Below are 24,108 nucleotides of genomic sequence, written 5' to 3' on the forward strand. Positions count from 1 at the left end.
GCGCGACGCCCGGGCCCGAGGCCAGCGCCCCGCGGCCCTCGTCCGCGCCCCCGCCGGCCCGCCGCAGCGCGCCCCCGCCTGCTGCGGAGGTCGCACCGGCACCCGAAGCGCCCACCTCGCGCCCGGCCCGCAAGCCGTCGGGATCCGCGATGAACCTGCCGCGCGTGCAGACGCTGCGGCTCGCGACGGCGGGCACGATCCCGCATGCCGCCTGGCCGGTGGCGCTGCGGGTCGCCGGTTCCGACGCGCCGCGCTTGGCCGAGGCCCGCCCCTCGCGCAGGCCCGCCGGGGCAGGGGAAACCCGGACGGATGCGTCGGTGAAGTCGGCGATCGAGGCAGCGGTCGAAGAGGCGGCAGCGCCCGCGCGGAAGTCGTCCGCCAAGTCGGCTTCGGCATCGGCTTCGCCCGAGAAATCGTCCTCCGAGAAGTCTTCTTCCACGAAGTCGTCCTCCGGCAAAGCGTCCGAGAACGCCGCCAAGCCGCCGGCCCGTTCCGCCATCGACGCCGCGGTGGCAGCCGCCGACGATCCGGCGCCAAAAGCCATCGTGGCCAGGTCCGCCTCGGCCGAAGGACGGCCGGCGCACCGGCCTTCCAGGTTGGCGCCTTCCGCCGCCGGCGCATCGGCTGTCGACGTGGCCGTGGCCGCCGCCGTCGCAAGTGCCGGGGCGAGCACCGCTTCGCCGGTGAAGATCGCGGCGCTGAGCTCGCCTTCGCCGCGCGCCCGTCCGAAGGGGTTGGGCCAGTCCGCCACATCCGGCACGGACGAGACGGCCGAGGCGGTCGCGAAGGCGGCCGCCCGCGCACCCGTCGCCACGCCCGACGCGCCGGCGCAGGCGGACACGGCCCCGGCGGCCCCCGCAGCCCCCGCGGCGGCTGCGGCACCGAAGGCGCCCAGCCCGACCCAGCAGGCGATGGACGAGCAGTTGCAGGCGCAGGCCGAGGCGCGCGCCCGCGCGCAAGCCTCGGCCGACCAGCAGCGCGAGCAGAACGAGCGGGCGGCGGCAGAGGCCCGCGCCCGCGCGCAGGCGGCGGCCGAGGAGCGGGCGGCGATCGCCTCGACCGGCACCTACAAGCCGCCGGAAGCCGATGCCGAGCCCGAGGTCGCCACCGCGACCGCCAGGACGCCGCAGTCGAACGCCGTCACCAAGAACGCGACCGTGGGCGGGCTCGACCTCGCCAAGACGCAGGTGATCGGGGTGATCGGCGCGGGCAAGGCCAGCCGCGGTCTGATCCGGCTTCGCAGCGGCAAGGTCGTGACGGTGCGCCTGGGCGACCGGATCGACGGCGGCGCCATCAACTCGATCGGCAAGGGGCGGATCAGCTACGTCAAGGCCGGCCGCCAGTACGACCTGCCGATCCTCGGCGGAAGCTAAGGACCGCCGGCGCCTGCCTCAGCGGCAATAGCTCTGCCGCCGGGTCCACGTGGCAAGCTCGCCGCGGCTTGAACCCGACCGCAGCGACAGCAGGTCGCGCGCGGCACCGCGCCAGCCGCGCCCGGTGCTGTCCAAAGGCGCGCTGATCGCGCCGTCGCGGGCCACGTTGCGGGCCATGATCCGGACGCCGCACTGCAGGTTGGCGCGCACGTCCAGCAATCCCGCCTCGCATCCCGCGCCTTGCGCCGCCTTGGCCGACACGCCCAGCAAGCCGACCGCGTCGCCGCGCTTCGACAGCGGGTTCCAGCCGCTTTCCTGTCCCGCGACCTTGGACATGAACCCGGCCCAGAAGGCGGCGCGGTCCTGCGGCGACTGCTTCGCGTAGCCCGGGCAGTATTCCAGCACGTCCGCGGGCATCGACGACATCAGCGTGACGCCTTCGGTTTCCAGCGCCTCCAGCATTGCGGCGGTCCAGTCGTCGGACTGGGCCTGGCCTTCCCACGCCATCGGCAGGGGCTTGCCGCCGGGCAGGGCCGCGCGCAGGCGGGCGACCGCGCCGGGCTTCGCATCCGGCACCATGGTGGGCGCGCGGACGGCGTCGCGCACTGCCGGGGTTCCGCAGCCCGCCAGTACCGCCATCATCGCGCCCGCGACGATCATCCGCATCGTTCTGTCCCCTCGTCGTTCTTTTGCCCCTGCATTGCAACGCGCGCCGGCAGGCCGCAACCAACGATCCCGCGACCGGAACCTGCGTCCGCCGCGGCGACTTGCCCAAACAGGGGCGGGGCCGTAGAAAACCCCGATTGAAGCCGGAGGCCCAGATGCTCGACCACCTCACCTATACCGCGCCCGAACCCAAGGTGATCGCCGGGGCCAAGGGCGACTGGGAACTGGTGATCGGGCTCGAGGTCCACGCGCAGGTCGCATCGAACGCGAAGCTGTTTTCCGGCGCGTCGACAACCTTCGGGGCCGAGCCGAACTCGAACGTGAGCTTCGTCGATGCGGCGATGCCGGGGATGCTGCCGGTCATCAACGAATACTGCGTGGCGCAGGCCGTCCGCACCGGGCTGGGGCTGAAGGCCGCGATCAACCTGACGAGCGCGTTCGACCGCAAGAACTACTTCTACCCGGACCTGCCGCAGGGCTACCAGATCAGCCAGCTCTACCACCCCATCGTGGGCGAGGGCGAGATCATCGTGGACATGGGCCCCGGCGTAGCGCGGCGGGTGCGGATCGAGCGGATCCACCTGGAACAGGACGCCGGCAAGTCGATCCACGACATGGACCCTGCGCTGTCCTTCGTGGACCTGAACCGCACCGGCGTCGCCCTGATGGAAATCGTGAGCCGCCCCGACATCCGCAGCCCCGAGGAGGCGGCGGCCTATGTCGCAAAGCTGCGCCAGATCATGCGCTATTTGGGCACCTGCGACGGCAACATGCAGAACGGCAACCTGCGCGCCGACGTTAACGTCAGCGTCTGCCGTCCAGGCGACTATGAACGCTATCAGGAAACGCAGGATTTCAGCCATCTCGGCACCCGCTGCGAGATCAAGAACATGAACTCGCTGCGCTTCATCCAGGCCGCGATCGACTACGAGGCGCGCCGGCAGATCGCCATTCTCGAGGATGGCGGGCAGATCGTGCAGGAAACCCGGCTCTACGATCCCGACCGGGGCGAGACGCGGTCGATGCGCTCCAAGGAAGAAGCGCACGACTACCGCTATTTCCCCGACCCCGACCTGCTGCCGCTCGAGATCGAGCAGGGGTGGGTGGACGACATCGCCGCGTCCATGCCGGAGCTTCCGGACGAGAAGAAGGCCCGCTTCGTGCAGGTGCTGGGGCTGTCGGAATACGACGCCGGCGTTCTCACGGCCGAGGTCGAGAGCGCGGACTTCTTCGAGGCGGTGGCGAACGGCCGCGAGGGCAAGCAGGCCGCGAACTGGGTCATCAACGAACTGTTCGGCCGGCTGAACAAGCAGGGCCTTTCGATCGCCGACAGTCCCGTCAGCGCGGCCCAGCTTGGCGGGGTGCTGGACCTGATCGGGTCGGGCGAGATTTCCGGCAAGATGGCCAAGGACCTGTTCGAGATCGTCTGGACCGAGGGCGGCGACCCGGCCGAGATCGCGGCCGCCCGCGGCATGAAGCAGGTGACCGACACCGGCGCCATCGAGGCCGCGGTGGACGAGATCATTGCCGCCAACCCCGCGCAGGTCGAGAAGGCGCGGGCCAACCCGAAGCTTGCCGGCTGGTTCACGGGGCAGGTGCTGAAGGCCACCGGGGGCAAGGCGAACCCGGCCACGGTCAACGAGCTGGTCGCGAAGAAGCTGGGGCATTGACCGCGGCCCGGGGCTGCCGGGTGCAACGATGAACGGGTCTCGGGCGTTCGGTCGCAATCGACGCCGGTCGCGAAGCCGCCGGTCGTGAACAGGGGGGCAGCATGCAGAGCTACGAATACACCGTCATCCCGGCCCCAAGCCGCGGTGAAAAGGCCAAGGGCGCGCGCACTGGGGCGGAGCGCTTTTCCTATGCGCTGCTGACCGAGATGAACCGGATGGCGGCGAACGGCTGGGAATACGTCCGGGCCGAGACGCTGCCCTGCGAGGAACGCAGCGGCCTGACCAGCCGCACGACGGTCTATCACAACGTGCTGGTGTTCCGCCGCGGGCTTCATGGCGACCAGCAGCGTAGCAACCCGGCCGCCCGTCACGATTCGGCGCAGCCCCCGGCTTCGGTGCCGCGGCAGGCGCAGGAGGTCCGGACGCAGGGGGCTTCGAGCGCCCCACCGCCTTCCGCGACGCCGGTCCCGATGCAGCGGGCGGACACCGCCGCGCCCGTCCGCCAGCCCGACCCCCCGCCCAGCTGGCCCGACGGGCCTTCCGGCGACGCGACCCCGACCGGCCAGCCGGTCCCCGACCGCACCCATGTCCCCGAGCGCGTCACTGACTTCGCGAGCGACCGGGCAGCATACCCGCCCGCACTCGACGGAGACGAGCAGAACGACGGTGCAGCGGCCGGCGCCAGCCCGCACCGCCCCGCCTTCGGCGAGGCGATGCCGCGCCACGGCGAGCCGGACCTGCCCGCGGACCCGACGGCGCCGCCGACCCGCCTGGGGCCGGCGCAACGCTGATCGCCGTCCGCACGCGATCACCCCGGACCCTGCGGTCCGCGACTCGTGCGGGAGCCGCGGGTTGCATGTCGGGATCATCGGCTTTTGTGGTCCCGCCCAGCCCCGTCGGCTTCCTGCTGCAGTCGTCTCAGCCGCCCGGGAACGCAGCGGGCAAGCGCCTGACGAAGCGCGGGGGATTCCCCCGGCCCTGCGCCCGTGGCACACTGGATGCCACGCCACCTTGCGGACGCCGCCATGAACCAATCCCGTCTTTCGATCAGCGCGCTGGTTTTCTTTGCGCTGATGGTCCTCGTGGGGCTCTACTTCGCGATCGCCGCCGTGCAGGGCCCGTCGGGGATCCTGCGGCGGGTGCAGCTTGACGCCGAGACGGCCGATCTGGTGGCCGAGCGCGACCGCCTGCAGGCCGAGGTGGACCGGATGAAGAACCTGACTCGGCGGCTGTCGAACGAATACCTCGACATGGACCTGCTGGATGAACGCGCCCGCGACGTGCTGGGCTACGCCCGACCCGACGAGATCGTGATCCGCTGACTTGCGGGGCGGAACGGGCTGCGCTAGCGTTGGTTTAACGCTGAACTATCGCCAGCCGGAGGAGCCCGCATGGCAAGGAAGCCCGCAGCCGCAAGCCAGGCCGACGCCACGTCGCCCGCCCCGACCAACATCCCGCGCGACGAACTGCTGAAGCTGTATCGCGACATGCTGCTGATCCGCCGGTTCGAGGAAAAGGCGGGGCAGCTGTACGGGATGGGCCTGATCGGCGGGTTCTGTCACCTCTACATCGGCCAGGAAGCGGTCGTCGTCGGCCTGGAAGCGGCAGCCAAGGAAGGCGACAAGCGCATCACCAGCTACCGCGACCACGGCCACATGCTGGCCGCCGGGATGGAGGCGCGGGGCGTCATGGCCGAGCTCACCGGCCGCATCGGCGGCTATTCCAAGGGCAAGGGCGGCAGCATGCACATGTTCAGCCGCGAAAAGCATTTCTACGGCGGCCACGGCATCGTCGGCGCGCAGGTGCCGCTGGGCGCGGGTCTCGCCTTCGCCGACAAGTACCTCGGCAACGACAACGTCACCTTCACCTATTTCGGCGACGGCGCCGCGAACCAGGGTCAGGTCTACGAAACCTACAACATGGCCGAGCTGTGGTCGCTGCCGGTCGTCTTCGTAATCGAGAACAACCAGTACGCGATGGGCACCTCGGTCAAGCGTTCCACCAAATCCACGACTTTCTACGGGCGGGGCGAGGCGTTCGGCATCCCGGGCGAGCAGGTGGACGGCATGGACGTGCTGGCGGTCAAGGCCGCGGGCGAGAAGGCGGTCGCGCACTGCCGCGCGGGGAACGGCCCCTACATTCTCGAAATGATGACCTACCGCTATCGCGGCCACTCGATGTCGGACCCCGCCAAGTACCGCACCCGCGAGGAAGTGCAGAAGATGCGCGACGAAAAGGACGCGATCGAGCATGTGCGCCAGATCCTCGTGTCGGGAGGCCATGCGTCGGACGACGACCTGAAGGCGATCGACAAGGACATCAAGGACATCGTGAACGACTCGGCCGACTTCGCGCGGGAAAGCCCGGAGCCGCCGCCCGAGGAGCTCTGGACCGACATCTACGCCGAAGCGAACGCCTGAGGGGACGACGAACATGGCAATCCAGATCCTGATGCCGGCGCTGTCCCCCACGATGGAGGAAGGGACGCTCGCCAAGTGGCTCGTCAAGGAAGGCGACGTCGTGAAATCCGGCGACATCCTGGCCGAGATCGAGACGGACAAGGCCACGATGGAGTTCGAGGCGGTGGACGAAGGCACCATCGGCAAGCTCCTGGTGGCCGAGGGGACGCAGGGCGTGAAGGTGAACACGCCCATCGCCACGCTGGCGGGCGAGGGCGAGGAGGCCGGCGACGCCGCGCAGCCCGAAGCGGCCGCAGCCGCACCGGCGGCGGACGGCCCCCTCGCCCAGAAGGGCAAGGGCGAGAACAGCCGCGACGAGACGGGCGAGGCCCCGGACCGCGCCCCCGCCGCCGCGAAATCCGCGGTCGAATCGGTCGCCACCCCTGAACCGGATGCCAGCCCCGATTGGCCCGAGGGCACGCCGGTCAGGCAGATGACCGTCCGCGAGGCGCTGCGCGAGGCCATGGCCGAGGAGATGGAGCGCGACGAGGCCGTGTTCCTGATGGGCGAGGAGGTCGGCGAATACCAGGGCGCCTACAAGATCAGCCAGGGCCTGCTGGACAGGTTCGGCCCGCGGCGCGTGGTGGATACGCCGATCACCGAACACGGCTTCGCGGGCATCGGCGTCGGCGCCGCGTTCGGCGGGCTGAAGCCGATCGTCGAGTTCATGACCTTCAACTTCGCCATGCAGGCCATCGACCACATCATCAACTCGGCGGCCAAGACGCTTTACATGTCGGGCGGGCAGATGGGGTGCCAGATCGTGTTCCGCGGCCCGAACGGCGCCGCCGCCCGCGTGGCCGCCCAGCACAGCCAGGACTACGCCGCGTGGTACGCCGCGATCCCGGGCCTGAAGGTCGTCCAGCCCTACACGGCGGCCGACGCGAAGGGCCTGCTCAAGACCGCGATCCGCGACCCGAACCCGGTCATCTTCCTGGAAAACGAGATCCTCTACGGCCGCAGCTTCGACGTGCCGGTGCTGGACGACTTCACCGTGCCGTTCGGCAAGGCGAAGATCGCGCGGCCGGGCAAGGACGTCACCATCGTCAGCTTCGGCATCGGCATGGCCCACGCGCTGGAAGCCGCCGAGACGCTGGCGCAGGACGGGATCGAGGCCGAGGTGATCGACCTGCGCACCGTCCGGCCGATCGACTACGCCGCGATCCTCGCCTCGGTGCAGAAGACCAACCGCTGCGTCACGGTCGAGGAAGGCTTCCCGGTCGGGTCCATCGGCAACCACCTGAGCGCCTGGCTGATGGAGAACGCGTTCGACTGGCTCGACGCGCCGGTCATCAACTGCGCGGGCAAGGACGTGCCGATGCCCTACGCGGCGAACCTGGAAAAGCTGGCGCTGATCACCGCGGCCGACGTGGTCGAGGCGGTCCGCAAAGTGACCTATCGGTAAGGGGGCGCGCGACATGGCAACCGAGATCCTGATGCCCGCCCTGTCCCCCACGATGGAGGAAGGGACGCTCGCCAAGTGGCTCGTCAAGGAAGGCGACGTCGTGAAATCCGGCGACATCCTGGCCGAGATCGAGACGGACAAGGCCACGATGGAGTTCGAGGCGGTGGACGAAGGCACCATCGGCAAGATCATGATTGCCGAGGGCACCCAGGGGGTGAAGGTCAACACGCCGATCGCCGTGCTGCTGGAGGAAGGCGAGGACGCGTCGGCCGTATCCGCTCCCGCCGCGACGGAAGCGCCCGAGACGAAGGGCGGCGCGGCGAATGGGGACGACGCGCAAGGGGCCGCTGCGAGGACGGGCGAGGCGCCGCAGGAAGCCAGGGGCTACGGGGGCGCAACCGACGCACCGGCGTCGGCCGACGGCCAGGCGGATGCGGCCGGGGCGGCGCCGGTCAGGGCGGCTGCGGCTTCGGCCGACAAGCCTGCGCCGAAGGGAAAGGGCGACCGCGTCTTCGCGTCCCCGCTCGCCCGCCGGATCGCGGCCGAGCGCGGCATCGACCTGTCCGGCATCGCCGGCAGTGGGCCGAAGGGCCGGATCGTCAAGTCCGACGTCGAGGGTGCGGAACCCGCTGCGGCCCAACCCGCCGCTGGCCAGCCCACCGCTGCGAAAGCCCCCGCCGAGAAGGCCACCGCAGCCGGCGCGCAGCCCGCAGCCGCCGCACCGGCCGCTGCCGCCGCGCCGAAGGGCATGGGGGCCGAGACCGTCCGCAAGATGCTGGAAGGCCGCGAGATTGAGGAGGTGCAGCTCGACGGTATGCGCCGCACCATTGCCGCGCGGCTATCCGAGGCCAAGCAGACCATCCCGCACTTCTACCTGCGCCGGTCGGCCAGGCTGGACGCGCTGATGGCGTTCCGCGCCGACCTGAACAAGCAGCTTGCGGGCCGAGACGTGAAGCTGTCGGTCAACGACTTCATTATCAAGGCCTGCGCCGTCGCGCTGCAGCAGGTGCCCGACGCCAACGCCGTCTGGGCCGGAGACCGGATCTACAAGCTGAAGCCGTCCGACGTGGCGGTCGCGGTCGCGGTCGAGGGCGGGCTGTTCACGCCGGTCCTGAAGGACGCCCACACCAAGACTTTGTCGGCGCTGTCGGCCGAGATGAAGGACCTTGCGAACCGCGCGAAGTCGAAAAAGCTTGCGCCGCACGAATACCAGGGCGGCAGCTTCGCCATCTCGAACCTCGGCATGTTCGGGATCGAGAACTTCGACGCCGTCATCAACCCGCCGCACGGTGCGATCCTCGCGGTCGGCGCGGGCATCCAGACGCCCGTCGTCGAGGGCGACCAGGTCGTGATCCGCAACGTCATGTCGATGACGCTGTCGGTGGACCACCGCGTCATCGACGGCGCGCTGGGGGCGAAGCTGCTGGCGCATATCGTCGAGAACCTGGAACACCCGATCTCGATGCTCGCCTGACCGGGGCGGCCCGCGCACGAACGGCGCGGGCCTGCCCTGCCATCGTCCAAGGTCCGGCCGCGGCGCTGTCCTTGCACTTATTCGGCGGGTGCCTTCCGCTCGCTGTTCACCCCGATCAGCTGCCGCAGCACGCGTCCCAGGCGGTCCTGCATGCCGTCCAGAAGCGAGAACAGCGACGGCACGAACAGCAGCGACAACAGCGTGGACAGCAGCAGCCCGCCGATCACCGCCACGGCCATCGGCGACCGGAACTCGCTGCCGTCGCCCTGCGACAGGGCCGAGGGCAGCATCCCCGCCGCCATTGCGATCGTAGTCATGATGATCGGGCGCGCGCGCTTGTGGACGGCGTCGAGGATCGCGTCGCGCTTGGGCACCCCGTCGCTCATCGCCTGCAGCGCGAACTCGACCAGCATGATCGCGTTCTTGGTCACGATCCCCATCAGCATCAGGAACCCGATCACCACCGGCATCCCGATGGCGAAGTCGAAGATGTAGAGCGCGAGGATTGCGCCGCCGATCGCCAGCGGCAGCGACAGCAGGATCGAGATGGGCGTGATGAAGCTGTGGAACAGCAGCACGAGCACGACGTAGACGAGCAGCACCCCCGCAGCCATGGCCAGGGCAAAGGAACTGAACACCTCGGCCATGATCTCGGCATCGCCCGAGCTCTGGAACTCGGTTCCCGGGGGCAGGTCGAGCGAATCCTGCAGCGCCTGCACCTGAGCGGCCGCCGGCCCCAGGACCGCGCCGTCGGCAAGGTTGGCCGAGACCGAGGTGCGATAGCGGCGGTCGTAGCGTTCGATCTGCGTGGGACCGGCCGACAACGACACGTCGGCCACGACTGCCAGCGGCACCTGGCCCGCGGCGGACGGCACGCGCAGGTTCTGGACCTGCTGCAGGTCGTTCCGCGCGGCCTCGTTCAGGCGCACCACGATCGGGATCTGCTCGTCGCCCGCGTTGAACTTCGCCAAGTTCGATTCGCTGTCGCCGAGCGTCGCGACCAGCAGCGTCTGGGCAAGGCTGCTGGCCGACACGCCCAGCTGCGCCGCGATCTCGTCCTTCGGCGTGATCTGGATCTCGGGACGCCGCATCGCGGACGACGACCGGACCCCTTCCAGCGTCGGAAGCTTGCGCATCTCCGCGACCAGCAGGTCGGCCGCCTCGGCCGCGCCGTCCTCAGTGTCGGCCAGCACGCTGACGCTGAGATCGTTGCCTCCCGCTTCGTTCTGGAAGTTCAGCCGCACGTCGGGCACGTCCGAGAGGTCGTGCTTCAGCTGTTCCTCGATCTCGAACTGCGTCCGTTCGCGCGTGTCGCTGCGGCCGTAGTTCACCATCATCCGCGCCTCGGACACGTTGTCCGGGGAGGCCTGCACGAACACCGTCTGCACCTCGGGCACGTCCGAAATGCGATCGGTCAGGTGGCGGGCGACGGTCTCGGTCTGCTCGATCGTCGATCCGGGGGGCAGCTCGACCTGGATCTGGCTGCGGCCCTGGTCGGCGGCGGCCAGGAACTCGGTCGGCAGCAGCGTGGCCGAGAAGATGGAGCCGGCGAAGATGCCAAGGCCCATCAGCAGCGTGAGGAAGCGGTGCCGCATCGTCCAGCGCAGCGTCCCCATGAGGCCGCGCATCATGGCGCCGTCGCGTTCCTCCTCGGCGCGGCCGCCGCGGATCAGGTAGGCGGCCATCATCGGCGTGATGATGCGCGCGGTCAGAAGCGAGAACAGCACCGCCACCGCGACCGTCAGCCCGAACTGGCGGAAGTACTCGCCCGCCACCCCGCTCATGAAGCCGACCGGCGCGAACACCGCCACGATCGAGAAGCTGATCGCGATCACGGTCGTGCCGATCTCGTTCGCCGCCTCTATCGCGGCCTCGTAGGGCGGCGTGCCCATGTGGATGTGGCGGACGATGTTCTCGATTTCCACGATCGCGTCGTCGACCAGGATCCCGGTGACGAGCGTGATCCCCAGCAGGCTGATCCCGTTGAGGGAAAACCCCAGCAGGTCCATGACGAAGAAGGTGGGGATGACCGAAAGCGGAAGGGCGGCGGCGGCGACCAGCGTGGCGCGCCAGTTGCGAAGGAACAGCAGCACCACGACGATCGCCAGCCCCGCGCCTTCGTACAGCGTGTGCATCGCCGTTTCGTAGCTCTGTTCGGTGTAGGTGGTGGCGTCGTCGATCAGCGTGATCTGCGCGTTCGGATAGCGCACCGCGATGTCGGCGAGCTTTTCCTTGACGCCGTCGCCCGCCAGCAGGTCGGACGCGCCGACCGCGCGGAAGACGCCGAAGGCCACGACCGGGCGGCCATTCAGCAGCGCGAAGTTGCGCTGTTCGCTCGCGCCGTCGACCACGGTGCCGAGCTGGTCCAGTCGAACCGTCCGGCCGCCGCCGATCTCGATCGCCGAGCCGGCAAGCTGGGCCACCGTGTCTGCGGCGCCGAGCGCGCGGATGGAATATTCCCGCCCCGACACGTCGCCACGGCCGCCGCCCATGTCGATGTTGCGCGCGCGCAGCTGCTGGGACACGTCGGCGGCGGTCAGGCCAAGCGCCAGCAGGCGGCTCGGGTCCAGCTCGACGCTGATTTCCCGGTCGGCGCCGCCGATCCGGTTGACCTGTCCGACGCCCGGGACGGTCGAAAGCTCGCGCCCGATCACGTCGTCGACAAAGTCGGAAAGTTCGCTCACCGTGCTGGTCTGGTCGCTGACCGCGTAGGTCAGGATCGGCATGCTGGTCACGTCGATGCGCCGGACGATCGGTTCCAGGATCGAACCGGGCAGGTCGGACCGCACGCCCGAGATCGCGTCCTTGACGTCGTTGAGCGCGCGGTCGCTGTCGGCTTCCAGCTCGAACTCGACCACCATGTTCACCGCGCCGTCCAGCGTGGTGGTGGTGATGTGACGCACGTCCGGGATCGAATAGACCGCGTCCTCGATCGGCCGGGCGACCTGGCTCACCAGCTCGCTGGGGCCGGCGCCCTGCTGCGCGACGGTGACGTCGATCAGCGGCAGGTCAACGGTCGGCATCGCGGTGATCGGCAGCCGGTTGAAGCTGACCAGCCCGACGATCAGCAGCACGAGGAAGATCGCGATGGGCGGGACCGGCTGGCGGATCGACCAGGTTGAGAGGTTCATCGCAGCGTTTCCTGCGAGTCAGGCAGCGTGCCCGGCGTCGCGGAGGGGGCCGCCTCGGCAGTCACTTCGGCGGCGATTGCTTCGGCGGCGATTTCTTCGGCGACAGGGGCACCGGCCGCGGGGGCGGCGGCTGCGGCCCCGCTCGCCTCGGCGCGAGGCCCGCCGGTGGCGCCAGCCTGGGCGGCAGGGGTATCCGCGGCCGCAACGGGCGCCGCGTCGGACGGGGCGGGGCCTTCGGCGACGGCGTTCACGGGATCGCCGTCGCGGAAGAACGCGCCCGCGCGCAGCAGCACCGGCTCTCCCTCGTCCAGCCCTTCGACGATCTCGCGGCGGCCGTCCCACAGGACGCCGGCGCGGACCGGCCGCGCCTCGACCCGGCCGTCGCGCACGACCTGCACGCGCTCGCCGTCGCCGTCGGTCAGCACGGCGGTGGACGGCACGGTGACGGCATCGCGTTCGTCGAGGACGATCCACCCGGTCGAGAACAGCCCCGGCCGCAGCCGGTCGTCGGGATCCAGCGCGACGCGTACGATCCCCAGCCGCGTGACCGGATCGACGCTCGCCGGGATCAGGCGGACCTGGCCCCGGACCTCGCCCACGCCGGCCACGGTGAGGAGCGCGGGATCCCCGACCTCGAGCCCGCCGAGCGCGGTTTCGAGGATCTCCCCCTGCATCTCGACCTCGCCGTCCGCGATCAGGCGGAACATCGGCTCGGCCGATCCGCCCGACAGCGCGCCGCGCGTCGCGTTCCGTTCCGTGATGATGCCGTCGGCGGGCGAGGTGATGGTCGCGCGGTCGAGGTTCAGCTGCGCGATGCCGCGCGCCGCCTCGGCCTGGGCCAGCCCGGCCTGCGCCACCTCCAGCCCGCCCCGCGCGGATGCCGCCGCGGCGGTGGCCGACGCGTTCGCGGCGATCGCCTCGTCCAGCACCGCCTGGGTCGTGTTGCCGCTGCGGTTGAGCCGCTGGGTCCGGTCCAGCGCCGACTGCGCCTGCGCCGCCGCCGCGTCCGCGCTCGCGATCTGGCTTTCCGCTTGGGCAATCGCGGCGCTGGCCCGCGCAAGCTCTGCCTCGGCCTGCGCCAGCTGGGCCCGCAGCGTCGTGTCGCTCAGCCGGGCGAGCGGCTGGCCCGCCGTCACCCGGTCGCCGACTTCGACCAGAAGCTCGTTGATCTCGTAGCCGGAAACCTGCGGATAGACCTGCACCTCGGCCCGCGCGACGAGGGTGCCCGACACCGGCACTCGCTGCTGCACGGGGCTGACGGTCGCGCGCGTGACGGTCACGGTCGGCACGATGGCGGCGACTGCCGCGGCGGGTTCGGGATCGGCGGCGCGGGCAGGACCGGCCGGGACCAGCATGAGCGGGGCCAGCACGAACGGGGCCACCACCGCAAACAGGGCCGCCGGAAGCGTGAAAGCCGGGGACGAAGGGCGGCGCGAACGTGGCATTGCTTCCTGACCTTGGATCGCCGCACTACTTAGTGCAGGGCCGCCCCCGCAACAATGCCGCCGTCCCGCTGCCGCGGCGTGCGACCGCTCAGAACGCGGCGTTCACGCCCGGCAATCGCAATTCGGTGATCAGGTCGCGCAGTTCCTGCCGCGCCGCGATGTTCGACATCGACAGCTGCGAGGTGCCGATGTCGCGCAGATCCAGAAGCGTCAGACCCCGAGGGAACAGCTCGCGGAAGATCACGCGCTCGGCAAAGCCCGCAGCGACCCGGAAGCCGATCCGCTTGGACAGGGATGCAAGCGCGGTCCCGACCTTGCGCTTGTTGTGCATTTCCTGCGTGCCGAGGCGGTTCCTGAGCACGATCCAGTCGATCGGCCCTGCACCCGCCTGGCCCCGCAGCTGGCGCGCGTTCCACACCATCTCGGCATAGATCGACGGGCCCAGCACCTTTCCTTCGGGCGACATGCGGGCGAGCAGGTCGAAGTCGATGAAGCTGTCGTTCATCGGCGTGATGAGCGTGTCAGCCAGCGCATGTGCCATCTGGCTGAGCCTGGTGTGCGAACCCGGGCAGTCGATCAGGATGAAGTCGCAATCCGCGTCGAGCCGGCCCACGGCCGCCGACAGCGGATCCTCGCCGGCCTCGACCGCGTCGCGCGGCAGCTCGCCCAGCAGCGGGGTGGGCAGGTCCAGCCCCTCGCGCTTGACGAAGGCGGCGCGGTTTTCAAGGTAGCGTCCGAAGCTGCGCTGGCGCACGTCGAGGTCCAGCGCGCCCACGCGGTGACCCATCCGCGCCAGCGCCGTCGCCACGTGCATCGAGGTCGTGGACTTGCCCGACCCGCCCTTTTCGTTCCCGACGACGATGATGTGCGCCACACGATTCCCCTTGCCGCCCCATCATCTAGCCAGCCCGGGACGGGGTTGAAAGAGCGGGCGGCAAGGGCCCGCCTGCGCTGTTCACCCGCGACGCGGGGCGCGATATGGTCTGCGCAAATGCCGCAAAGGACCACAGCCATGCCGTCCCTTCCCCCAGCCGCGCCGGTCGTCGAGTGCTTCTTCGACCGTCCCACAGGCAGCCTGCAATACGTGTTCCACGACCCCGCGACGATGCGCGGCGCGATCGTGGACCCGGTCTGGAACTTCTGCCCGCGCTCGGCCGCGACCAGCTCCGAACAGGCCGACCGGATCCTCGGCCACGTCAGGGACCGGGGGATCACGGTCGACTGGATCCTCGACACCCACCCCCACGCCGACCACTTCAGCGCCGCGGCTTACCTGTCCGAGAAACTGGGCGGCGTTCCCCGGGGGATCGGGGCGCGCGTGGTCGAGGTGCAGCGGATGTGGCGCGGCTTCTACCACGACGGCGACCTGCCGACGGACGGGCGCCAGTGGGACCGGCTGTTCAACGAGGGCGACATCTTCGAGGTCGGGTCGATCCCCGTCCGGGTGATGCTGTCGCCGGGGCATACGCTCGCGTCGGTCTCCTATGTGGCGGGGGATGCCGCCTTCATCCACGACACGCTGATGATGCCGAAAAGCGGGACCAGCAGGACCGATTTTCCGGGCGGCGGGGCGGCGGACCTGTGGGATTCCATCCGCGCGATCCTGAACCTGCCGGCGGACACGCGGCTTTACGTCGGCCACGACTATCCGTCGGCAGGGGTGGAGCCCGGCTTCGTGGCGACCGTGGCCGAGCATCGCCGGGGCAACGTCCACGTCCACGATGGGATCACGCGCGACGAGTTCATTGCCACGCGCGAGGCCCGCGACCGGACGCTCGCGCTGCCCGACCGGATGCTGCACGCGCTGCAGGTGAACCTTCGCGGCGGCCGCCTGCCGAAGGCCGAGGCGGACGGGCACAGCTACCTGAAGATCCCGCTGAACCGCTTTACGCCGCCGCAATCCGCCACCTGAACCGGAGACGTCGCCGAAATGACGAACGCCGCCCGAAGGGGCGGCATTCGCGTGTGCGGCTGGCGCGGGGATCAGAAGCCCAGGCCGGCGTACTTGTTCTTGAACTTCGACACGCGCCCGCCGGTGTCCATCAGCTTGGACGAGCCGCCGGTCCAGGCGGGATGCGAGGTGGGGTCGATGTCCAGCGACATGGTGTCGCCTTCCTTGCCCCAGGTCGAGCGCACCTGGTAGGTGGTGCCGTCCGTCATCTTGACGGAGATCATGTGGTAGTCGGGGTGGATTTCGGCTTTCATCGCGCGCGACCTCAGGCGTTGGCGTTGGCGTTGGAGCTAGCCGAAACTGCGGCCTTGTCGGCCTTCGGCTTGTAGTTGGTGACTTCGGCGATCCGGGCCGATTTGCCGCGGCGATCGCGCAGGTAGTACAGCTTGGCGCGGCGCACGCGGCCACGGCGCACGACCTCGATCGTCTCGATGTTGGTCGAGTACAGCGGGAAGACGCGCTCGACGCCCTCGCCGAACGAGATCTTGCGGACGGTGAACGAGGCGGCCAGCGTCTCGCCGCCCTTGCGGCTGATGCAGACGCCTTCGTAGTTCTGCACGCGGCTCCGGGTGCCTTCGGTCACCTTGTAGCCGACGCGCACGGTGTCGCCGGCCTTGAAGTCGGGGATGGTCTTGCCGAGCGAGGCGATCTGCTCGGCTTCGATCTGGGCGATAAGGTTCATCGCGACGGGTCCTTGTCATGCTCGCGGCTGTTCCGCGATTGGTCTGATGCGCCCGAGAGCTGTCGGTCCTTTGCCGGGTCCACATGCCGTTCGGCATATGCCCGCCACAGGTCGGGGCGGCGTTCCTTGGTCAGGCTTTCGGCCTGCTGCGCCCGCCATTGCGAAATGGCCGCGTGGTTGCCCGACAGAAGAACGTCGGGCGTCGCGCGGCCTTCCCAGATGGCAGGCTTCGTGTACTGCGGATGTTCAAGTAGGCCGTGGGAAAAGGATTCCTCGGCCAGCGAATCCTGATTCCCCAGCACGCGCGGTATAAGCCGGACCGTCGCGTCGATCAAGACCTGCGCCGCGATCTCTCCCCCCGTCAGGACGTAGTCGCCGATGCTGACTTCGGCCACGTCGAAGGCGTCCAGCACGCGCTGGTCCACGCCTTCGAACCGGCCGCAGATCAGGGTGACACCCGGACCCTGCGCCAGCTTGCGGGCAAGCGCCTGCGTCAGCGGCTTGCCGCGCGGCGACAGGTAGACGACCGGCAGGCCGGGATGCGCGCCCTGGGCGTCTCGCAGGGCGGACGCCATCACGTCGGGGCGCAGCACCATGCCCGCCCCGCCGCCTGCAGGCGTGTCGTCCACGTTGCGGTGCCGCCCCTCGCCGAACTGCCGCAGCGGGACCGTCCGCAGGTTCCACAGCCCCTCGGCCAGCGCCCGGCCGGTCAGGGACAGGCCCAGCGTGCCGGGAAACGCCTCGGGGAACAGGGTCACGATTTGCGCGGTCCAGGCGCCGGCCACCTGCGGCTCTGCCATCAGCTCGCGCGGGCGGAGCGACGGCGCCGCCCGCAGACGGCCGTGGGATCGGGGCGGCTGGTCGGTCATCGGCGCCGGAATCCCGGCGCGATCGCGAGGATTGCGCCCGCGGCGGTGACGGCGAGCGGCAGCCAGCCGGGGATGCCGGCCAGCGGGCCGACCTGCCCGCCGACCCACCACAGTGCCAGCGCGAGGACGCCAATGCCGAGGAACATCGCCGCAAGCCGCAGCGCGGCGGCCATGTCCTGACGCGCGCCGACGGGAAGGGTCGCCACGGCGATGACGGGTGCGAACAGATAGGCGTTCGGATCGCTCGCGCCCGACAGGCCTTGCAGCAGCGGGCCGGCGAACATGATCGCCAGCGCGGGGACGAGCGTCGGGGACACGCCGCGGGTCATTCGTCGCTCTCGGGCGGGTCGGCGACGATGCGGCCCGCGGCAAGGTCCACGGTCGGCACCGCGGCGCGCGTGAACGGGACCAGCAGGACGCCGGCGGCTCCGTAGATTTCAAGAATGTCGCCCGCGCCATGGTCGTGGACGGCGCGGACGCGGCCCAGCGAGGCGCCGCCGGTGTCCACGACCTCCAGCCCGATCAGGTCGGCGTGGTAGAATTCGTCATCGGGAAGCGAGGGCAAGGCGGCGCGGTCGGCCCATAGCGTCGTGCCCTTCAGCGCGTCCGCCTGTTCCTTCGTCTCGACCCCGGACAGCCGCGCCCCGAGCCCGCCGTTCACGGGGCGTGTCAGCCTGACGGCGAAGCTGCGCCTGCCGTCCTCGGTCGCAAGCGGGCCGTAGGTCGCGATGTCCTCGGCCTGCGCGCAGAAGCTTTTCAGCCGCACCTCGCCGCGCACCCCGAAGGCGCCGGCGATGGCCCCCACACAGATGCGGTCGGTCATGCGGATGCTCCGTCACGAAAGGGATGGCCGGGCGACGACGCGCCCGGCCGGTTGGCTGCGAAAGCTCAGGGCGATTCGGTGCCGCTGGTGGCTTCCGACGCGTCCAGCGCCGCTTCGTCGGTCGCGGTCGCGGTCGCCGTTTCCTCGACGGCGGGCGCGTTCCGCGCGGCTTCCTCGGCCTCGCGCGCGGCGGTCTCGCGGGCGGCGCGCTTTTCGGCGCGGTCCTTCGCGGCCTTGCCGGGCTCGCCCTTCTTCAGGTTCTTGCGCTCGGTCTTCTCGGTCGCGCCGGCGGCTTCCAGGAAGCGGGCCACGCGGTCGGTCGGCTGCGCGCCCTGGCCCAGCCAGTACTGCACGCGCTCCATGTCCATCTTGATGCGGTCTTCGCTGTCGCGCGGCAGAAGCGGGTTGTAGGTGCCCAGCTTTTCCAGGAAGCGGCCGTCGCGCGGCATGCGCGAGTCGGTGGCGACGATGGCGTAGTGCGGGCGCTTCTTGGAGCCGCCGCGGGCCAGTCGGATCTTCATTGCCATTCGATGTTCTCCTTTGAAATGGCGGGTGGCGGGGAAACCCGCCGTCGGGGATGGGGTCAGGACTGAAAGTTCTCGTGGTGGCGGATGACCTCGGCGATCACGAAGTTGAGGAACTTGCGCGCGAACGCGGGGTCGAGGTCGGCCTCGCGGGCAAGGCGTTCCAGCCGCTCGATCTGCTGGCTTTCGCGGGCCGGATCGGACGGCGGAAGGTCGTGCTGCGCCTTCAGCCTGCCCACGGACTGCGTGTGCTTGAACCGCTCTGCCAGGGTGAACACCAGCACCGCGTCCAGCCGGTCGATGCTGGCGCGGTGGTCGCGCAGAAGGGCCGCGGCCCGGGTCACCGGGTCGTCGCGGCCGGGCGCGGCATCGGTGGCGGCGTCGTGGGGCATCACTTCTTCCCGAACAGGCCCGACAGCCCGCCCGGCAGGTTCAGCCCGCCCAGCTGGCCGCCGATGCCGCGCGGGTCCTGCAGCATCTTCGTGGCCTCGGCCATCTTCGCGGGGTCGACGTCGGCGAGGTCGGGCAGGCCGCCGCCCTTCCCGGTCATCGACCGCATCGCCTGCTTCAGCATGGCGCCCTTGCCCATCTTCGAGACCTTCTTCATCGTGTCGGCCATCTGCCGCTGCATCTTCAGCAGCCGGTTCAGCTCGGCCACGTCCATCCCCGCACCCGCCGCGATCCGCTTCTTGCGGCTCGCCTGCAGAAGCTCGGGGTTGGCCCGTTCCTTCTTGGTCATCGAGTTGATGAGCGCGATCTGCCGGCGGATGGCGCTGTCGTCGAGGCCCGCGGTTTCCGCCTGCTTGGCCATCTTCCCCATGCCCGGCATCATGCCCATGATCGACTGCATCCCGCCCATCTTGAGCATCTGCTCGAGCTGGCCCTTGAGGTCGTTCATGTTGAACAGGCCCTTGGCGAAGCGCTTCATCATGCGCTCGGCCTGCTCGATCTCCAGCGTCTCCTGCGCCTTCTCGACCAGCGCCACGATGTCGCCCATGCCGAGGATGCGGCCCGCGACGCGGCTCGCGTCGAAGCCTTCCAGCGCGTCCATCTTCTCGCCGACGCCGACGAAGCGGATCGGCTTGCCGGTGACGGCCCGCATCGACAGCGCCGCACCGCCGCGCCCGTCGCCGTCCATCCGCGTCAGGACCACGCCGGACACGCCGACCTTGCCGTCGAACTCGGTCGCGACGTTGACGGCGTCCTGGCCGGTCAGGCCGTCGACGACCAGCAGCGTCTCGCGCGGGTTGGCCACGTCGCGGACGGCCTGCACCTCGTCCATCAGCACTTCGTCGATGTGCAGGCGGCCGGCGGTGTCGAGCATGTAGACGTCATAGCCGCCCAGCGTCGCCTGCTGCTTGGCGCGCCGCGCGATCTGCACCGCATTCTCGCCCGGCACGATCGGCAGGGTGTCCACCCCGACCTGCTGGCCGAGGATGGCCAGCTGTTCCATCGCGGCCGGGCGGTTGGTGTCGAGCGAGGCCAGCAGCACGCGCTTCTTCTCGCGGTCCTTCAGGCGCTTGGCGATCTTCGCGGTGGTGGTGGTCTTGCCCGAGCCCTGCAGGCCGACCATCAGGATCGGCGCGGGCGGGTTGTCGACCCGAAGCGCGTCGGCCGGGCCTTCGCCCTGCAGCATCGCGATCAGCTCGTCATGGACGATCTTGACCACCTGCTGGCCCGGCGTGATCGACTTGGTGACGGCGGCGCCGGTCGCCTTGGCGGTGACGGCGCGCACGAAGTTGCGGACCACGGGCAGCGAGACGTCGGCGTCCAGCAGCGCCTGGCGCACCTCGCGCATGGCGGCGGTGACGTCGTCGGGCGTCAGCGCGCCCTGCTTGGTCAGCCTGTCGAATACACCGCCGAGGCGGTCTGAAAGGCTCTCGAACATCTCGCGGGTCCTCCTGTTCAGGGCCGCTGCAAATACGCTGTCGGCCCCCGTGGGCGCAACGCGCTGACGGGGGGCGATCCCCGGCAGTCGGGGACCGGAAGGGTGGCCTTCCGGGAATCTGGCGGTGACTAGCGCAGGGGGGCAGGGGAAGTCAAGGCGCGGCGGAGCTGGTGGAGGCTTCCGGCCGCGGGTTCGGCCCGGACGGCATGCGCCGCCGCACGGCGCGGCAAGCAGGGCGGCGAGGGCGCGGAAAGACTTGAGTGGCTTATCTAAGTCGGTGACGAGCGAGGCGACGACGGGCAGGCGCAGCGCGCGGCCCCGATCCACAAGGGCCGCGCCAGTCCCCTTCGCTGTTGCGCATGGGTGCAGCCATTCCAACGCCTTCGATCAACGGCCCGCATCCCGCTGCGAAGCGCCCTTGCGCCTGCCGAGGGCCAGAGTAGCCTTCGCCCGAACAAGGGGAGGGGAGACCCATGGACAGCCTGCCGACCCGCGCCGCGATCAGCCGCTTCGCCGTGCCCGACATCGCCACCCTGCCGCAGGACATGCAGGACATGATCGCCACGGTGCAGGAAAAGTCGGGGTTCGTCCCGAACATCTTCCTCGCGCTTGCGCATCGCCCGGCCGAGTTCCGCGCCTTCTTCGCCTATCACGACGCGCTGATGGACAAGGACGAGGGGCTGTCCAAGGCCGAGCGCGAGATGATCGTGGTCGCGACCTCGGGGCTCAATCGCTGCCAGTACTGCGTCGTCGCGCACGGCGCGATCCTGAGAATCCGCGCCAGGGACCCGCTGATCGCCGACCAGGTGGCGATCAACTGGCGCAAGGCGCCGCTGGGCGCGCGTCACAAGGCAATGCTGGAATATGCCGAGCTGGTCGCGCTCGACGCCGAGGAGATCACCGAGGACGACCGCGAGGAACTGGCCGAGGCGGGCTTTACCCAGGACGAGATCTGGGACATCGGCGCGATCGCGGCCTTCTTCGGCATGTCGAACCGGCTGGTCAACATGGCCGACATCCCGCCCAACGAGGAGTTCTACACGCTGGGGCGGGACCCGCGTAAGTGACCGACGCCATCCGCGCCCGGATGAGCGGCAGCGAATGGGCGCTGATGCTGTTCCTGTCGGTGCTGTGGGGCGGGTCGTTCTTCTTCATCGGCACGGCGGTCAGGGACATGCCGGTGCTGACGATCGTGCTCCTGCGCGTCGCCGTGGCCGCGGCTGCGCTGTGGGTGTTCGTGCTGGCGACCGGGCGCCGGGTGCCGCGCCGTGCCCAGGCGTGGCGCGCATTCCTGGTGATGGGGCTGCTCAACAACGTCATCCCGTTCAGCCTGATCGTCTGGGGGCAGACGCAGATCCCGTCGGGCCTCGCCTCGATCCTGAACGCGAGCACGCCGCTGTGGACCGTCCTCGTCGCGACCGCGCTTCTGAGCGACGAGCGGGCGAGCGTGCGGAAGCTGACCGGGGTCGTTCTGGGTCTCGGCGGCGTCGCGGTGATGATGGGCATCGACGTGATCGGGGGCGATCACGCGCTTCTGCCGCAACTCGCGGTGCTGGGGGCGTCGGTGTCCTACGCGTTCTCCGCCTGGTGGGGGCGGCGGTTCCGCGACATGCAGGTGGACCCGGTGGTGACGGCGGCGGGGATGCTGACCGCCTCGACGCTGGTGCTGGCGGTCCCGGCGCTGGCGCTGAACGGCCTTCCGGTGGGCTACCCGGCCACGAGCTGGGCCGCGATCGCGGCGCTGGCGCTGCTGTCGTCGGCGCTGGCCTATGTCATCTACTTCCACATCCTCGCGACGGCGGGCGCGACCAACATCTCGCTGGTGACGTTCCTCGTGCCGGTGTCGGCGATCTTGCTGGGCTGGGCGTTCCTCGACGAACGGCTGGGCGCGGCGCAGCTTCTGGGCATGGCGCTGATCGGCGGAGGGCTTGCGCTGATCGACGGCCGCCTGCTGGCTTGGCGGCGGGCAATGGCCTGACGCCGAAGCGGGGCCGCTGGCCAAAAAACGGCTTCGGTGGGGCGGCTGCGCTGCCGAGGCGGCGGGCGATGGCCTGAAGCCGGCCGGCAACGAAAAAGGCCGCCCGGAGGGGCGGCCCTGATGCTGAAGGGAAAGGGGATCAGATCGCGGCGTCGCGGACGTCCTGGTCGACCTTGTCCTCGTACTTCTTGAAGTTTTCCCGGAACATGCCTTTCAACTTCTCGGCCTGCGCGTCGTAGGCCGAAGGGTCGGCCCAGGTCTGGCGGGGGTCCAGCAGCTTGTCCTCGACGCCCGGCACCGAAACCGGAACCTCGAAGCCGAAATTGGGGTCGCGGCGGAACTCGACGTCGTTCAGCGACCCGTCCAGCGCGGCCGACAGCAGCGCGCGGGTCGCCTTGATCGGCATCCGCTTGCCGGTGCCGAACGGCCCGCCGGTCCAGCCGGTGTTCACCAGCCAGCAGGTCGCGCCCGATTTCTCGATCCGGTCTTCCAGCAGCTTGCCGTAGACTTCCGGCCGGCGCGGCATGAACGGCGCGCCGAAGCAGGTCGAGAAGGTCGGCTGCGGTTCAAGCACGCCGTCTTCGGTTCCCGGGGTCTTGGACGTGAAACCCGACAGGAAGTGGTACATCGCCTGCTGGGGCGTCAGGCGCGAGATCGGGGGCATCACCCCGTAGGCGTCCGAGGTCAGCATGATGACGTTCCTGGGCGCGCCCGCGAGGCCCGATTCCGATGCGTTCGAGATCGCGTCCAGCGGATAGGCGCAGCGCATGTTCTCGGTGATCGAGCTGTCGTTGAAGTCCAGTTCCAGCGTGTCGGGGTGGTGGACCATGTTCTCGATCACCGTGCCGAAGCGCGAGGTCGTCGCGAAGATCTCCGGCTCGGCTTCCGCGGACAGGTTGATCGTCTTGGCGTAGCAGCCGCCCTCGAAGTTGAAGACGCCCTTGTCCGACCACCCGTGCTCGTCATCGCCGATCAGCGTGCGCGAGGGGTCCTGCGACAGCGTCGTCTTGCCGGTGCCGGAAAGCCCGAAGAACACCGCGACGTCGCTTTCGTCGCCGATCGCGTGGTTGGCCGAGCAGTGCATCGGCATCACGCCGCGTTCCGGCAGGATGTAGTTCAGCAGCGTGAACACGCTCTTCTTGTTCTCGCCCGAATAGCCGCTGTTGGCGATCAGGATCAGCTTCTTGTCGAAGTTCAGCGCGATGACGGTGTCGGTGCGGGTGCCGTGGCGGGCGGGATCGGCCTTGAAGGACGGGCAGTTGATGACGGTCCAGTCCGGCTCGAACGTCGCCAGCTCGGATGCGTCGGGGCGGCGCAGCAGGTGGCGGATGAACAGGTTGTGCCACGCCAGTTCGCTGACCACGCGCACGTCCAGCCTCTGTTCGGGGTCCGCGCCGGCATACAGGTCCTGCACGAAGTATTCGCGCCCCTTCATGTGTTCCAGCATGTCGTCGTACAGGCGCTGGAACGCCTCGGGCTCCATCGGCGGGTTGTTGTCCCACCAGATCGTGTCCTCGACGCCGGGCGTCCTGACGACGAACTTGTCCTTGGGCGAGCGGCCGGTCTTGGCCCCGGTGTGGACGAGGAACGCCCCGCCCAGGCCCAGCTTGCCTTCGCCGCGGCGCACCGCCGCCTCGATCAGCGCCGGCTCCAGCAGATTGTAGTGGACTTCGCCCGCTTCCCTTAGACCCTGATCCTCGAGGCGGAAGTTGGGGTTGACGCGGGGGTCGGACATGCTGGTGCTCCTTCGGTGCGCGGACGGCGCGGATG

At 69.8% G+C, this 24,108-nt stretch carries 24 protein-coding genes; 10 read left to right on the forward strand and 14 right to left on the reverse strand.

The annotated features are described in order from the left end of the window. On the reverse strand, window positions 1-841 hold an 841-nt coding region (locus tag ELI80_RS16000; protein ID WP_161596406.1), incomplete at its 3' end, for a hypothetical protein. Between the two features lie 70 nt (window positions 842-911). Here ELI80_RS16000 and ELI80_RS16005 point away from each other — a divergent pair. Further along, window positions 912-1,373 carry a hypothetical protein gene (locus ELI80_RS16005; protein ID WP_161596407.1) on the forward strand — a complete coding sequence of 154 codons (462 nt, stop codon included), beginning with the start codon at window positions 912-914 and terminating at the stop codon, window positions 1,371-1,373. Window positions 1,374-1,391: 18 nt separating this feature from the next. Here the strand turns inward: ELI80_RS16005 and ELI80_RS01265 are convergent, their stop codons facing one another. Next, on the reverse strand, window positions 1,392-2,039 hold the full coding sequence (locus ELI80_RS01265) for a lytic transglycosylase (RefSeq protein WP_136649182.1): 648 nt from the start codon (window positions 2,037-2,039) through the stop codon (window positions 1,392-1,394). A gap of 155 nt (window positions 2,040-2,194) precedes the next feature. On the opposite strand from ELI80_RS01265, the gene gatB reads away from it, so the two are divergent. The 6 genes from gatB to ELI80_RS01295 all read left to right on the forward strand — a co-directional run bounded on the left by gatB (window position 2,195) and on the right by ELI80_RS01295 (window position 9,047). After that, window positions 2,195-3,709 (forward strand): Asp-tRNA(Asn)/Glu-tRNA(Gln) amidotransferase subunit GatB, encoded by a 1,515-nt coding sequence (gatB, locus tag ELI80_RS01270; protein ID WP_136649183.1) that lies wholly within the window; start codon window positions 2,195-2,197, stop codon window positions 3,707-3,709. 101 nt (window positions 3,710-3,810) lie between these two features. Beyond that, a complete protein-coding gene (locus ELI80_RS16275) occupies window positions 3,811-4,500 on the forward strand; it encodes a DUF4177 domain-containing protein (RefSeq protein ID WP_236641268.1) in 690 nt (229 codons plus the stop codon). 234 nt (window positions 4,501-4,734) lie between these two features. Next, complete coding sequence (locus ELI80_RS01280; RefSeq protein WP_136649184.1) at window positions 4,735-5,031, forward strand: FtsB family cell division protein; 297 nt, start codon at window positions 4,735-4,737, stop codon at window positions 5,029-5,031. A 69-nt stretch (window positions 5,032-5,100) separates the two neighbouring features. After that, window positions 5,101-6,129, forward strand: coding sequence for a pyruvate dehydrogenase (acetyl-transferring) E1 component subunit alpha (gene pdhA, locus ELI80_RS01285; protein ID WP_136649185.1), 1,029 nt, complete (start codon window positions 5,101-5,103; stop codon window positions 6,127-6,129). Between the two features lie 13 nt (window positions 6,130-6,142). Beyond that, the gene (locus tag ELI80_RS01290) at window positions 6,143-7,573 is read left to right on the forward strand and encodes a pyruvate dehydrogenase complex E1 component subunit beta (protein WP_136649186.1); all 1,431 of its coding nucleotides are present in this window, start codon (window positions 6,143-6,145) and stop codon (window positions 7,571-7,573) included. Between the two features lie 13 nt (window positions 7,574-7,586). Beyond that, window positions 7,587-9,047 (forward strand): pyruvate dehydrogenase complex dihydrolipoamide acetyltransferase, encoded by a 1,461-nt coding sequence (locus ELI80_RS01295; RefSeq protein ID WP_136649187.1) that lies wholly within the window; start codon window positions 7,587-7,589, stop codon window positions 9,045-9,047. A 77-nt stretch (window positions 9,048-9,124) separates the two neighbouring features. Here ELI80_RS01295 and ELI80_RS01300 read toward each other — a convergent pair whose 3' ends face one another. The 3 genes from ELI80_RS01300 to ELI80_RS01310 all read right to left on the reverse strand — a co-directional run bounded on the left by ELI80_RS01300 (window position 9,125) and on the right by ELI80_RS01310 (window position 14,497). After that, window positions 9,125-12,178, reverse strand: a complete 3,054-nt coding sequence (locus tag ELI80_RS01300) for an efflux RND transporter permease subunit (protein ID WP_136649188.1) — start codon at window positions 12,176-12,178, stop codon at window positions 9,125-9,127. Continuing rightward, window positions 12,175-13,548, reverse strand: a complete 1,374-nt coding sequence (locus ELI80_RS01305) for an efflux RND transporter periplasmic adaptor subunit (protein WP_236641269.1) — start codon at window positions 13,546-13,548, stop codon at window positions 12,175-12,177. Before ELI80_RS01305 ends, ELI80_RS01300 begins: the two co-directional genes overlap by 4 nt. 163 nt (window positions 13,549-13,711) lie before the next feature. Next, the gene (locus tag ELI80_RS01310; protein WP_136649189.1) at window positions 13,712-14,497 is read right to left on the reverse strand and encodes a division plane positioning ATPase MipZ; all 786 of its coding nucleotides are present in this window, start codon (window positions 14,495-14,497) and stop codon (window positions 13,712-13,714) included. A 138-nt stretch (window positions 14,498-14,635) separates the two neighbouring features. Here ELI80_RS01310 and ELI80_RS01315 point away from each other — a divergent pair, with 138 nt between their 5' ends. After that, window positions 14,636-15,535, forward strand: coding sequence for an MBL fold metallo-hydrolase (locus tag ELI80_RS01315; RefSeq protein ID WP_136649190.1), 900 nt, complete (start codon window positions 14,636-14,638; stop codon window positions 15,533-15,535). 71 nt (window positions 15,536-15,606) lie between these two features. Here the strand turns inward: ELI80_RS01315 and rpmE are convergent, their stop codons facing one another. From rpmE to ffh, 8 genes are read right to left on the reverse strand one after another with little or no spacing between them, the layout of a single operon-like run. Beyond that, window positions 15,607-15,828, reverse strand: coding sequence for a 50S ribosomal protein L31 (gene rpmE / locus ELI80_RS01320; protein WP_131674715.1), 222 nt, complete (start codon window positions 15,826-15,828; stop codon window positions 15,607-15,609). An 11-nt stretch (window positions 15,829-15,839) separates the two neighbouring features. Beyond that, window positions 15,840-16,256: a 50S ribosomal protein L19 gene (gene rplS / locus ELI80_RS01325; RefSeq protein ID WP_136649191.1), complete on the reverse strand. Its 417-nt coding sequence runs from the start codon at window positions 16,254-16,256 to the stop codon at window positions 15,840-15,842. Next, window positions 16,253-17,125: a tRNA (guanosine(37)-N1)-methyltransferase TrmD gene (trmD, locus tag ELI80_RS01330; RefSeq protein WP_136649192.1), complete on the reverse strand. Its 873-nt coding sequence runs from the start codon at window positions 17,123-17,125 to the stop codon at window positions 16,253-16,255. Before trmD ends, rplS begins: the two co-directional genes overlap by 4 nt. After that, complete coding sequence (locus ELI80_RS01335) at window positions 17,122-17,442, reverse strand: hypothetical protein (RefSeq protein WP_136649193.1); 321 nt, start codon at window positions 17,440-17,442, stop codon at window positions 17,122-17,124. The genes trmD and ELI80_RS01335 overlap by 4 nt, the downstream gene beginning before the upstream one ends. Window positions 17,443-17,450: 8 nt before the next feature. Beyond that, window positions 17,451-17,954 carry a ribosome maturation factor RimM gene (rimM, locus tag ELI80_RS01340; protein WP_136649194.1) on the reverse strand — a complete coding sequence of 168 codons (504 nt, stop codon included), beginning with the start codon at window positions 17,952-17,954 and terminating at the stop codon, window positions 17,451-17,453. Between the two features lie 59 nt (window positions 17,955-18,013). After that, on the reverse strand, window positions 18,014-18,475 hold the full coding sequence (gene rpsP / locus ELI80_RS01345) for a 30S ribosomal protein S16 (RefSeq protein WP_136649195.1): 462 nt from the start codon (window positions 18,473-18,475) through the stop codon (window positions 18,014-18,016). A 56-nt stretch (window positions 18,476-18,531) separates the two neighbouring features. Next, entirely contained in the window at window positions 18,532-18,864 is a 333-nt protein-coding gene (locus ELI80_RS01350; protein ID WP_136649196.1) for a chorismate mutase, read from the reverse strand. Then, window positions 18,864-20,360: a signal recognition particle protein gene (gene ffh / locus ELI80_RS01355; RefSeq protein ID WP_136649197.1), complete on the reverse strand. Its 1,497-nt coding sequence runs from the start codon at window positions 20,358-20,360 to the stop codon at window positions 18,864-18,866. The genes ELI80_RS01350 and ffh overlap by 1 nt, the downstream gene beginning before the upstream one ends. 473 nt (window positions 20,361-20,833) lie before the next feature. On the opposite strand from ffh, the gene ELI80_RS01360 reads away from it, so the two are divergent. Together ELI80_RS01360 and ELI80_RS01365 are read left to right on the forward strand one after the other, a co-directional pair. Continuing rightward, window positions 20,834-21,427, forward strand: a complete 594-nt coding sequence (locus ELI80_RS01360) for a peroxidase-related enzyme (protein ID WP_136649198.1) — start codon at window positions 20,834-20,836, stop codon at window positions 21,425-21,427. Next, a complete protein-coding gene (locus tag ELI80_RS01365) occupies window positions 21,424-22,338 on the forward strand; it encodes a DMT family transporter (protein ID WP_236641270.1) in 915 nt (304 codons plus the stop codon). Before ELI80_RS01360 ends, ELI80_RS01365 begins: the two co-directional genes overlap by 4 nt. Before the next feature lie 139 nt (window positions 22,339-22,477). On the opposite strand, the gene ELI80_RS01370 is transcribed toward ELI80_RS01365, so the two are convergent. Further along, window positions 22,478-24,073: a phosphoenolpyruvate carboxykinase gene (locus tag ELI80_RS01370; protein ID WP_136649199.1), complete on the reverse strand. Its 1,596-nt coding sequence runs from the start codon at window positions 24,071-24,073 to the stop codon at window positions 22,478-22,480. Window positions 24,074-24,108: the final 35 nt, after the last annotated feature.

The organism is Paracoccus aeridis (genome assembly GCF_004923205.2).
Lineage (GTDB): Bacteria > Pseudomonadota > Alphaproteobacteria > Rhodobacterales > Rhodobacteraceae > Paracoccus > Paracoccus aeridis.